At 31.9% G+C, this 11,657-nt stretch carries 10 protein-coding genes and 1 pseudogene; 7 read left to right on the top strand and 4 right to left on the bottom strand.

The genetic code is table 11. The features are described 5' to 3' along the window. Both PW5551_RS10605 and PW5551_RS10595 read right to left on the bottom strand, forming a co-directional pair. Positions 1-104, bottom strand: a pseudogene (locus PW5551_RS10605) (Rpn family recombination-promoting nuclease/putative transposase); the annotation flags it as partial. A gap of 22 nt (positions 105-126) precedes the next feature. Continuing rightward, positions 127-297: Rpn family recombination-promoting nuclease/putative transposase (locus tag PW5551_RS10595; protein ID WP_233488503.1), on the bottom strand; the 171-nt coding region annotated here is incomplete at its 3' end. 661 nt (positions 298-958) lie between these two features. Between PW5551_RS10595 and PW5551_RS10705 the strand changes: the two genes are divergently transcribed. From PW5551_RS10705 to PW5551_RS09090, 3 genes are all read left to right on the top strand, one after another. After that, positions 959-1,087 (top strand): hypothetical protein, encoded by a 129-nt coding sequence (locus PW5551_RS10705; RefSeq protein ID WP_255420139.1) that lies wholly within the window; start codon positions 959-961, stop codon positions 1,085-1,087. 276 nt (positions 1,088-1,363) lie between these two features. After that, the gene (locus PW5551_RS10700) at positions 1,364-1,495 is read left to right on the top strand and encodes a hypothetical protein (protein WP_255420138.1); all 132 of its coding nucleotides are present in this window, start codon (positions 1,364-1,366) and stop codon (positions 1,493-1,495) included. Between the two features lie 333 nt (positions 1,496-1,828). Then, entirely contained in the window at positions 1,829-3,892 is a 2,064-nt protein-coding gene (locus PW5551_RS09090; protein WP_158526175.1) for a methyltransferase domain-containing protein, read from the top strand. An 87-nt stretch (positions 3,893-3,979) separates the two neighbouring features. Here the strand turns inward: PW5551_RS09090 and PW5551_RS09085 are convergent, their stop codons facing one another. Both PW5551_RS09085 and PW5551_RS10745 read right to left on the bottom strand, forming a co-directional pair. After that, positions 3,980-6,604 carry a TPR domain-containing glycosyltransferase gene (locus PW5551_RS09085; RefSeq protein ID WP_113075461.1) on the bottom strand — a complete coding sequence of 875 codons (2,625 nt, stop codon included), beginning with the start codon at positions 6,602-6,604 and terminating at the stop codon, positions 3,980-3,982. Positions 6,605-6,948: 344 nt separating this feature from the next. Continuing rightward, positions 6,949-8,115, bottom strand: a complete 1,167-nt coding sequence (locus tag PW5551_RS10745) for a flagellin (RefSeq protein ID WP_113075460.1) — start codon at positions 8,113-8,115, stop codon at positions 6,949-6,951. Between the two features lie 201 nt (positions 8,116-8,316). On the opposite strand from PW5551_RS10745, the gene PW5551_RS09075 reads away from it, so the two are divergent. The 4 genes from PW5551_RS09075 (at position 8,317) to fba (ending at position 11,600) form a co-directional block, all read left to right on the top strand. Further along, complete coding sequence (locus PW5551_RS09075; RefSeq protein WP_113075459.1) at positions 8,317-8,817, top strand: transcription repressor NadR; 501 nt, start codon at positions 8,317-8,319, stop codon at positions 8,815-8,817. A 12-nt stretch (positions 8,818-8,829) separates the two neighbouring features. Then, positions 8,830-9,813: a non-hydrolyzing UDP-N-acetylglucosamine 2-epimerase gene (gene wecB / locus PW5551_RS09070; protein WP_233488502.1), complete on the top strand. Its 984-nt coding sequence runs from the start codon at positions 8,830-8,832 to the stop codon at positions 9,811-9,813. A gap of 137 nt (positions 9,814-9,950) precedes the next feature. Continuing rightward, positions 9,951-10,619 (top strand): lipid-binding SYLF domain-containing protein, encoded by a 669-nt coding sequence (locus PW5551_RS09065; protein ID WP_113075458.1) that lies wholly within the window; start codon positions 9,951-9,953, stop codon positions 10,617-10,619. Between the two features lie 42 nt (positions 10,620-10,661). Next, the gene (fba, locus tag PW5551_RS09060) at positions 10,662-11,600 is read left to right on the top strand and encodes a class II fructose-1,6-bisphosphate aldolase (protein ID WP_113075457.1); all 939 of its coding nucleotides are present in this window, start codon (positions 10,662-10,664) and stop codon (positions 11,598-11,600) included. The last annotated feature ends 57 nt before the right edge of the window (positions 11,601-11,657 follow it).

The following is an 11,657-nucleotide window of genomic DNA, read 5'->3' as shown; positions in this document are numbered from 1 at the left end:
CTCCCATATCCTTACCTTGTATGAGAGCATTCTAAATGCCATTAGTTGGTCTACTCGGCTTTGGTGTTCTAACAATAGGTAGATGTATATCTCTTGATTGTTTTNNCTTTCTATTTTGTATAATANGTCAGTCCTTTTGGTTGAGTAATCTTTCGTTATTAGTTCTGTTTGTTCTCTTTTTAAATCTTCTACTTTTATTTCATCTGTTATTTCTTTTGGTAGAAAGGCTTTTAGAAAGTCATAAAATATTTCTTTGTCTTCGAAGAGTTCCTTGAATATTGAGTCTTTGTTCGGCATTGTTTTTCTCCTTTGTTTGTAGGATTGAAGTCATCTATTTAAATTATACCATAATAGTGAAGGTTTTGGTTGAAAAGTAAAATTCCCCTTCCTCGAAGGGGTGGATGCAGCGTTTTGTGCTGCAGACAGGGTAGTCATTCTTTAATTTGCTTTTGGCAAATTGAAAATCCAATTCAAAAGCAACTACCCCGTCTGTGACAATAACCGTCACAGCCACCCCTTCAAAAAGGGGAATTTAAACCCACATGCTTCTCATAAGGCTGATTAATACCAATTTTTCTTCCTTGAAGGGGAATTAAACCAACCACCTCAAAGTTCTTTTCATAATACCAAAGAATTTTTATAAATCAAGAAAAAAAGTGTATGAAAAATTCAGACAACTGTCTTAAAAATTCAGACAACTGTCTTAAAAATTCAGACAAACTGTATGAAAAAATCAGACAAACTGTATGAAATTTTCAGACAAAGTGTATGAAAAAATAGGACATTATATAATACATAATAAAATAATATATATATATATATTTTATTTCAAAAAANTTTTTTGCTTAGTTTTATATCCAACAAAAATTCCTGAAATTTTACAAAATAGATAAATATTTTGCGGATATTAATTATAGGGAAAGAAAATATCTTACACAAAAAACTATGAGGTGATACTATGAACATATATGAACTGCTAAACAACTTCTTTGAAGAAGATAAAATAAGAGTAATAACAGATGAAGCAAACAGAAACCAAAAAAGCCTGATAATCTCAACAAAACATGAACCCAAAAGAACTAAATAAGCTACACATAGAATTAAGAACAGCTTCAAGACTTACAGAACTAATCCCCCAACAAGCGATAATATATCTAGTTGCGCTACTATTTGCTTTCTATACACACTTCTATTGCTAATTTTGATTTTTACTTAAAGCTTCCCAAAATTTTAGACGATAAAAAATAGGAGAAATAACTGGTTTAACAGAATTATTAAAAGACAAGATTAATATTAAATGTTTTGAATTTATAGCGATCCTGTAAATGGTAAAATAAAAATGTAGGAAAAGTTGCAAATAAAAATGTACAAAAATGTGCATAAAAATAGTATCCTTCTCTTGGTATTTGAATTAGGAAAAGGAGGAGAAGGATATCGAGATGAAAAAGCAGATAGAAATAATAAAGGTGATGGGAATGAAACCGAATTTTTCTGAATTAGCAAGGATATACGCAGTAGATAGAAGGACAGTTCGCTTCAAAAAGAGAAAGCGCATTAATCTCTTGTGCCAGATGTAAATATTGTTGAATCTTATTTAGACCACTCTCTCAAAGTGAAGGTTCATATTCGCATGTGATTTCAATAAAAGGCGAATCTTACAGACTAAAAGAAAAACTTGATTTCTTTTCAAATGTTTCTAATTCTTAATTCTATTTTTTGTACATCCGAGTAATGACTTTTACACATAAAAAATCATTTATAAATTTACATATTAATGTTTCTGTACCCACAAGAATTATTATTCTTAAATTACGGAGGTTTTAAAGAAATGTACAAGCAACCTAGTGATACAAAAGAAACTAAAGAAGAGATAAAAATATTAATCGAAAAAGGCAATTTAGAAAAAGCAAAATTAGCAATTTATGATTACTTAAAAGTAGTTCCTAATGACGCTGAAATATATTCTATGCTTGGAGTTATTTATTTTTTGGAAAAAGAATTAAACAAAGCCGAAGAAGTTTTACTTCAAGGTACAATGTTTGATTCTCGGAATTTTTACTTACATTATAATCTTGGACTCATTTACTTTATTTCTAAAAAATATACCAAATCTTTTGTCCATTATTTTAGAGCTTTGCAAATGTGCAAAGACAAAGAAAGTGAAAAAGATATTTTAAAATCAATGACTGAATTAGGAAAAAATATGAATAGAAAAGAAGTAGAGAAGTTAAAAAATGTTCTTGAGAGTATTAATAAAATTATTTTTGTCCAAGAAATTCCCTGCATAAGAACTCATAAAATAGCAAGGATGTTATCAAAGATTGGAGTTGAAGTAGATCTAATATATATAGCAATGCACCCTTCTCAAGTGTACAAGTTAAACAATCTTCCATACAAAAATATATTTCAAATTAATAATATTACTATCTTGATTGACTATATTAATAAAAGTGATTGTGATATCGTTTATTGCTCTAACGAACCAGATTATTACACCGTTTTATTAACTCTTACAAATAAACCTATAATACATGATACACATGATATGCTAAGCCTAAGGGGAGGCCTTACAAATGAGCAGAAGGCATTGGAATATGTTGCTAACGTTAAATCAGCAGGAAATATATATACCAGCAGGTTTGTTGAAGAGTTAGCTGTTAAAAAATTTGAAATACCTAACAAACAAAGATTTGTATTAGAAAATTACATAGAAAAAGATCTAGTGCCTCATGAATTTAAGGAAAAGTTAAGTAAGAAAGATGGAGAAATACATTGCGTTTATGAAGGAGGTTTATCCGGAAATCCTAATAGTCATAGGTACTTAGAAGAAATGTTATTAAAATTGGCTAATGAAAGTATACATTGCCATTTGTACGGAAATGTTCAGAAAGAGTATATAACTAAATTATTAAGTAAATCCAAATTCATACACTACGAAGGTGCCCTATCCCCTAAAGAATTGATTTATGAGATGACTCAGTATGATGTGGGATTAGCAATAATGAATGTTGAAGAAAGGTATTTTTATCATGTAAATACAGCTTCACCTAATAAAGTAAATGACTATATAGCAGCAAACTTGTCAATAGCTTTTTCTGATTTTATATCATTCAGAGACTTTAATGAGAGATATAAAGTGGGGAAAATAATAGATTTTAATAAACCCCTATATGATCAGATATTAAAATTAAAAAACATGAAAATTGATAGAGACTTAATATATTCTCGTGAACAATTAATAATGAATGCATATGATTTAGATCTTTTGCATTTTTTCAACGATTGCAAAAATAACTTTAAGCACTCTTTAGATTTACTCGAAGAAAAAGATAATAGTTATTACGACCAAATGTATAATTCACCCAATAAAAAATATGAAGTGAAATATAAAGAGTCTCCTTATTTCCCAGTTTGGGAAAAAGCAGTTGAAATTATTAAAAAAATAGACAATCCAGAAATTTTAGAAATCGGATGTGGTGTTGGACAGTTCGCCAACTATCTTTTTGATGAGGGATTTACTGAATATATAGGTATAGATTTTAGCGAAGAGGCTATTAGAAAAGCAAAGGATACGAATATTAGGCATAAAAATAACTTTTATGTAGACAATGCTTATACAACTGACTTCTTTAATAGGAACTATAATGTTGTTGTTTTATTTGAATTTCTAGAACACGTAGCTGAAGATATTGAAATCTTGAAAAAGATAAAAGCAGGAACACACGTTTTGCTGTCTGTTCCAAATTTTTACAGTATAGCACATGTCAGATGGTTTGAAAACGCAGACAAAGTTATTCAAAGATATAGTGTCATATTAAATATTCTAAAAGTCTATGAGTATAAATTATCAAAGACTAATATTATTTTCTTAGTTCATGGAATTAAAAAATAACTTAATATTCAATTTCTATAAGTTAACTTTTTTGTTAGATAATTTAAGTAAAATAGACAATTATAGGGACGTAAAAATTGCACGTCCCTAACCTTTTTTAGCCAATACCCCTCTTAAATCTTTTTTTAATGGTTCAATTTTGTTGACCTCGAACCCTTGGTTTTCGAAGAGTTTTACTATTTGTTTTGTTGTTCTTAGGATTCTGAAATTTGGGGCGGACCATACGTTGTTTTCACTGTCATTTAGGTCAGGAACATGAACAAAGGCAAGTACTTTTTTTGCTTTTTTTAGTATTTTTGACATGTCATAGTTTTTTTCGAATTCTCCAATTATCAAAAGATTTTCTGATTGATCTTTTATAGTTATTTCCAAATCATAAAATACACTTTTATACTTTTCTTTATCAACCCCAATTATTTGTAATTCATTGAATCCTGAATCTATTAATCCTTTTAATATTAATTCTTTACTTATTTCGAAAGGTTTTGTTTTATACGTTTCTTTTTCTCTTTCTTCGTAGATTTTTAATGCTTCATCAGAAGGATACGGAATGGCATAGATAAAATCTTGGCTCTTTTTCCAGCTTCTTATAGGATGTATTATACCAAGAGTTGAAAACTTTTCAGAGATATTTCCTACCCAGACAATTTCATCATCGTTTTTCATAAAATTTATTTTGGTATTCGGATACATGCCCGTGTAACCGTATCTTCCAAGTGCGAAATCTGCTAGTTTGTTGTTTTCTTCTACCGCTTTTTTGTGTAATTCAAAGGCCTTTTTCATATCTTCCTTTTCATATATTCTTGCAAGCCTGTAGTAATAAAAAGGAAATTCTTTTGTGTTTTCTATTTTGTTTAAAAGTTTTTTTGCTTTTTCTGCATCACTTTCAATATGTATTACAGCTGAAACATACAAGGCAAAAGGAGTGTTTGATAGCAAATACAACTTTTGGGCATTCGCTTGCCCAATATATTCCATGATGTTAAATATGAACTCTTTTCCGGAAGAATAATGGTTATACATTTCTTCATAAACTCCGTCCATTAAAGGATCTAATTTGGTGCTTAAATCTTCTAATATTGGTTTTAAAAACGAAGAAAGTTCTGGGAGTACTTCCATAGCTTTTCTATACTGCTCGATGGCTTCTTTGAATCTTTTTATTTTTAGATAACAATCTCCCAATAAGCCGTATAAAACACCTTGAACCTTTTCATTTTCTATCTTTCTCAAAGAAGAAAGGGTTTTTAAAATACTAACTGTGTCTTTTGTGCTTTTCAAAATTGAATAAAAAAGTAGCAGGCCTGATATCTCTGTTTTTTCAACAAAAGAAGGATAATCATTATTTGTTAAAAAATCTAAGAGTTGATCTTCGTCTGTTTTTAATTTGTTTATTATATATTTAGAAATTGGGTTTCTGTAGGTTACTTTATCTAAAAAAGAGAGGTTTAATTCTACTTCTAAATCAGCTATTTTTTCGATTAAAGAGTCATAGTAAATAGTTGTACCTTGATTTTTTAAACCTTCCACCATAACTTCGATACCGGGGAATATCTTTTCTAATTCCTCTTTTGTTTTTATATTTTCATTTAAATCGTGCAATAATACATAGATATTCTTCTTATCAAAAGAAAGATTTTCTTCTGAAAATGCGTCTGTTATATATTTATTGAATCCCTCTAAATCTTTTTCATTTAAAGCGGCTCGTGCCATTAATACATTAGCAAGTGGTATCTGTTTAAAAGACATAATCGTCCAATCAAACTTTTCGACATTTTTCATAGCATAATCAAGTGCATCAAAAAATTTCTTACCCCATTTTAGTATTTCTCCCCATTCTTTTTCACGTTCAAAAACAACCATCATACCAAAATAAGGATCAGGATAAGTTGGTGCTGCTTTTATACATTTTTCTAAAAGTTCTTTTGAAAGATCTTTTAACCCACCAAATGCACAATCCAAGCCAAACAAATACAAAAATTCAAGGCCTATTGCTGGTATTTTACCAACCTTTCTTATTTCTTCAAGAGTTTCCCACGCCGTTTGATTTTTCTTATACGTATATCCACCAATAGATTCTGTTTTATACAGTTGAACCAAATAATATATTCGCTCTAGTGGTTCTTTAGCTGTTTGTAAATGTTCTCGTATCAAATTATCAGTTCTTTCATACTTTTTCTTTTTTAAGGCGCGTGTCCAGATATAACCATAGTGCAAAATAGGGAAGTTAGCATGAACTATCTTTGGTTTATAAACTGCTTGGTTATGAACTATGTTTTTGTAAGAGATAGTTGCTTTTCTAAAAATTCTAGGAGTAGAAGCGATTTCTGTTTTTGTTAAATCTATATCTAAATAACTTAGGGCAGGAAGATATACTGTGTTAATTTCTTTTTTTTGAGCTTTAAGAAACTCTCGAATACCTTTTCTAAATTCTTCTGAAGTTTCTTCGTCAGCATCATATATCATCACCCATTCACACGTTGGAAATTGCAAAGAATAATTTCTTGCTTCAGAAAAATCGTTTTTCCATTCATGAAAGTAAAGTTTGTCTGTGTATTGTTTCACTATTTCAGGGGTTCTATCTGTAGAACCTGTATCAACAACTATTATCTCATCTGCAACATCCTTAATAGATTCTAAAGCACGTCTTATATTGTGTTCTTCGTCTTTAACAATCATAGCAACAGAGAGTAAGCCTTCGTTGTTTGTAACCATTTTATATTTTCCTCCTCTAAAAAACTTAGTATACTCACTTTCGAAATTCTAAAAGATGGCTTTTGCCAATATTTTAGTTTTATATTTTTTCAAAAATACCTTCTTACTTCTAATTTTCACTAATTCTTAATTTCTTTAACTTTTTCGCTACGTGCAACGAAAGATAGGGGGGAGGCTTCGCCCTGGACCCACTATAAATTCAAAAACGGTAATTAACAATTACAACTTTTTTGGTACTTGTAGTAATCTCTTTTTCTTTATTAATTATACTAAAAAAGTAGAGTAAAATCCTAAAATGAAAAAAGAAAAGAGGGCCCATAGGACCCTCTTAAGTATTACCATAATTATCTCAACAATTGCAATACGTTTTGAGGTATTGTGTTGGCTTGTGCTAACATCGCATTCGCTGATTGCATTAGTATTTGTTGTTTTGTGAACTGCATCATTTCTTTTGCCATGTCTACATCTCTGATTCTGCTTTCAGCAGCGGTTAAGTTTTCAGAAGCTACTCCAAGGTTGGATATTGTGTGTTCTAATCTATTTTGAACAGCACCGAGTGAAGCTCTGGCTGTACTTACTTTGTGTATCGCTGCATCAACTACCATTATAGACCTTTCCGCACTGTTTTGATCCGTTGCCTTTAAAGACTCAGGAATTAATCCTAAAGCTTTTGCGCTCATATCGTCTATACCAAGAACAATATTATGTCCCTCATTTGCCCCTATTTGTAATACAAGCTGATCTGCTGCAGTGTTTAACCCCTCTACTCTTACAACAGCACTATCTACCACTTCATTTTTTGGTAAAGCTCCTCCAAAGCTATCAATATCAAAAGCAGTGCTATTCCATGTAAACTCAATGCCTCCGATTGTCGCACCCTCAGCACCCAATGCTACTAAAGAGTTTGCACTTCCTCCTGCAGTAATCAGAGTTATTCTAACATCTAAAGCTGATGTTACAGCTCCGGTTAATTGTCCAACTTCGATTACATACGTTCCTTCTACCGCTGCAGAACTAACAGGGGTTACTAATTCAACATTTATATTTCCTGGTGTTACGACTTTAGCGTCTACTTCTCCTCTGAATGATTCTATCTTACCGTCAAGTAGTTTCATGGTATTGTATTCTGTGGTTCTTGATATTCTGTCGATTTCTTCTCTTAGTTGATCAAGCTCCAATTGAATTTGATCCCTGTCAACGTTTGTGTTGGTGTCTGATGCTGCTTGTACGGAAAGTTCTCTCATTCTTTGAAGTATAGAGTGTGTTTCTGTTAAGGCTCCTTCTGCAGTTTGTATTAAGGATATTGCGTCTTGAGCGTTTTTAACAGCCATGTCTAAACCTTTGATTTGTCCTCTCATTTTTTCAGAGATGGCAAGCCCTGCTGCGTCGTCTCCTGCTCTGTTGATTCTTAATCCTGAAGACAGTTTTTCAAGTGTTTTACCCATAGATGAGTTAACTTGGTCTAAAGACCTCCATGCGTTTAATGCACTTATGTTGTGATTAATCCTCATAATTCATACACCTCCGTGTGTGTTTTGTTGTTTGCCCTTCCTTGGGCGGTTTTTTATCTCTGGCGCCAGAGATTTTCATAATATTATCGGAGTTATTTTGCAAAACTTTAGTGAATAAAAATTCCTCGTTAAATTCACCTTCGAAAAAGGGAATTTTCATGGTATAATAATTTAAGAGAATAATATCAAGGAGCTAATCTTGTGCGAAAGCAAGAGAGATTGAAAAAGTTGATAGAGATTCTTTCGTTGAGTAAAGAACCTGTTTCAGGCAACCAACTTGCTGAAAGGTTTAAAGTTACCAGGCAAGTTATAGTTAAAGATATTGCAATATTAAAAGCCCAAGGTTATGAAATAAAATCCTCACCAAGAGGGTATTCTATTAATCCCGAGAACCATTTAATTAAAACTATAGCTGTTAAACATTCAAGCGATAAGGTAGAACAAGAGCTTAAAACCATTGTAAAATGTGGAGGTAGGGTTTTGGATGTTTCAGTTGAACATCCTGTTTATGGGGAGATAGTAGGAAAGATCGATGTTTATACCGAAGAAGAAGTTGATAACTTTATTGCTAAATTAAAGACAACTAAACCACTTTCTATAATTAACAATGGCATTCATATTCATAGAATAGAGGTTGAGAACGAAGAACAGTTTAACTGTATAAAAAAAGAATTGAAACGGTTGAAAATCTTATTAGAATGAAGAGGTTTTTTAATGAAGATAGCTTTAATTTTTGGAACGAGGCCTGAAGCCATAAAATTAGCTCCCGTATATTATGCCCTGAAAAACGAAGGCTGTGATCTTTTGACTGTCTCTTCAGGTCAACATAAGGAGATGTTGAATCAAGTATTAGAACTGTTTGAAATAAAAGCGGACTATGATTTACAAGTTATGAGGGTATGTCAGAATTTAAGTGATTTAACTGAAAAGCTTATTTCAAAAATTGATAAGATAATAAGAGATGAGAAACTTGATTATATAATTGTTCAAGGAGACACAACCACCGCTTTTATAGGAGCTTTAATTGGATTTTATTATAAGATTCCGATAGCCCATGTTGAAGCAGGTTTAAGAACAAACGATATATACAACCCTTTTCCAGAAGAAGTAAATAGAAGGTTAATCACAGTGTTGAGTTCAATACATTTTGCACCAACAATTAATGCCAAAAATAATCTTTTAAAAGAAGGTGTTTCAGAAGATAAGATTTTACTTACTGGAAACACTATAATAGATTCTTTATTTTGGGTAAAAGAGAAACACCAAAAAAAGATGAAAGAAATTAGAAAAATATACTCGTTGAACGATAAAAAATACATATTAATGACCATGCACAGAAGAGAAAATTGGGGAAAACCAATGGAAAATGTATTATCTGCTGTTAAAAGATATCTTATTGAAAACAAAGATACTTATCTCGTGTTTCCTGTGCATTTAAACCCGTATGTTAACGATGTGGTTCATGCCGAATTGAAAGGCGTTAATAACGCCGTTCTTCTTGAGCCTTTGAATTATTTGGAACTATTGAGTTTAATGGAAGGTTCCTACTATATCATGACTGATTCGGGTGGTATTCAAGAAGAGGCCACCGCTTTTAATAAATTTGTTCTGGTATTGAGAAAAGAAACAGAAAGGCCGGAGATTATAGAAGCAGGAATAGGAAAGTTAGTAGGGACAGAAACAAAAAAAAGTATATGAAAGTATGAAAGAAATGGAAGATACTGACTTAGAAGATATAAAAATAGAAAATAATCCTTTTGGTGATGGAAAGGCAAGTGAAAGAATAGCAACTTATCTTTTAAGAAAGTAAAGGGTAAAAAGGAAGGGTAGAGAAAATGAAAAAAAGAATATTGTTTTTTATGGTTTTCTTAATGATTTCTTTTAGTATCTTTGCCTCAGTAGAAGATACTCTAAAGAAGGCAAGGCAAGATGTGGAAGAGCTACTTTCAAAAAGTGATAGTGGTGCTTTTGTTCAACTTTTGGAGATGTCAGAGGGTATCGTAATATTCCCCACATTTTACAAATTAGGTTACATATTAGGTGGGCAATTTGGAGAAGGAATAGTTTTAAGAAAAGATTCAGCAACTGGGGAATGGTATGGCCCATCTTTTGTTAATATCTACGGCTTGAGTTGGGGAGCTCAAGTGGGTATTCAATCTGCTGCTTTGATTTTAGTTGTTATGAATGAAAAGGGAATGGATGGTTTTATGGGCGATAATTTTACCTTAGGTGGCTCAGTAGGCATTTCAGCAGGGCCTTTAGGGAGGCAGTTATCAGCTGATATCGATTATAAATTTCAAGCTTCAATATACTCTTATTCAATAGCAAGAGGATTTTATGCCGGAATGGCGATAGAAGGAGCTTATATCAAGGCTGATATGATTTCAAACGAAGCTTATTATCAAGAACCACTTACGCCTGAGCAAATTTTGAAAGAAAAAAAAGTGAGTGGCGAGGCAAAGAAAATCGTTGAATTAATCGAAAATGCAATATCAAAAAAGTAGATAGAGAGCAAGAAATAAATCTATAAAGGAGGAGTTTTAAAAATGCCTTATGTAAATACCATGGATATATTAGAAAAAGCTCATAAAGAGTATTATGCCGTAGCTGCTTTCAACATTAACAACCTTGAATTTCTCCAGGCTATTATTGAAGGAGGATTAGAAAAAAGATCCCCACTGATAATAGAAACAAGTGAAGGTGCTATGAAATACGCTGGAATGGGAGATCCTTTAAGAGGGGCAAGAGTTTTTGTTAATATGGTTAGAGAGTTTGCTGACTCAATGGATATACCTATAGCTCTACACCTTGATCACGGAAAAGATTTTAATTATATTCTCGCAGCAATAAAAGCGGGGTATTCTTCAGTTATGATAGATGCCTCTGATAAACCTTTTGAGGAAAACATGCAAAGTACAAAAGAGATAGTTAAAATAGCACATGCTGTTGGGGTTTCAGTAGAAGCAGAACTAGGAAAACTTGCCGGAATAGAAGACAACGTAGTTTCTGCTGAAACTGTACTTGTTAATCCAGATGAAGCCAAACAGTTTGTTGAAGAAACAGGGGTTGATTTTCTCGCTCCTGCAATAGGAACTTCCCACGGAGCTTTTAAATTCAAGGGAGAAGCAAAATTAGATTATGATAGGTTGAAAAAGGTGAAAGAATTAACAGGTATTCCTTTAGTACTACACGGAGCTTCAAGTGTTGTACAAGAAATGGTTGAAATAGCAGAAAGATATGGTGCGGATTTCGGAGGTTCAAAAGGGGTTCCTTCTGAAATACTTAAAGAAACGGTCAAATTAGGGATAAACAAAGTAAATACTGACACAGACTTAAGAATGGCCTTTATTGCTGGTTTAAGAGAATTTTTACATAATGATTCTAAAGAATTCGATCCAAGAAAATACATGAAAACCGCTAAAAAATATGTAACAAAAGTAGTTTCAGATAGATTAGAACTATTAGGATCAGCTGGAAAAGCTTAAAATTAAGCGTAGCCATGAGATATTACTTAACGTGGCTACGTTTTTTATCTTTAAGCT

Source organism: Petrotoga sp. 9PW.55.5.1 (assembly GCF_003265365.1).
GTDB lineage: Bacteria > Thermotogota > Thermotogae > Petrotogales > Petrotogaceae > Petrotoga.
The sequence above is the reverse complement of the archived record's forward strand: the minus strand, read 5'-3'. Positions and strand labels throughout refer to the sequence as shown.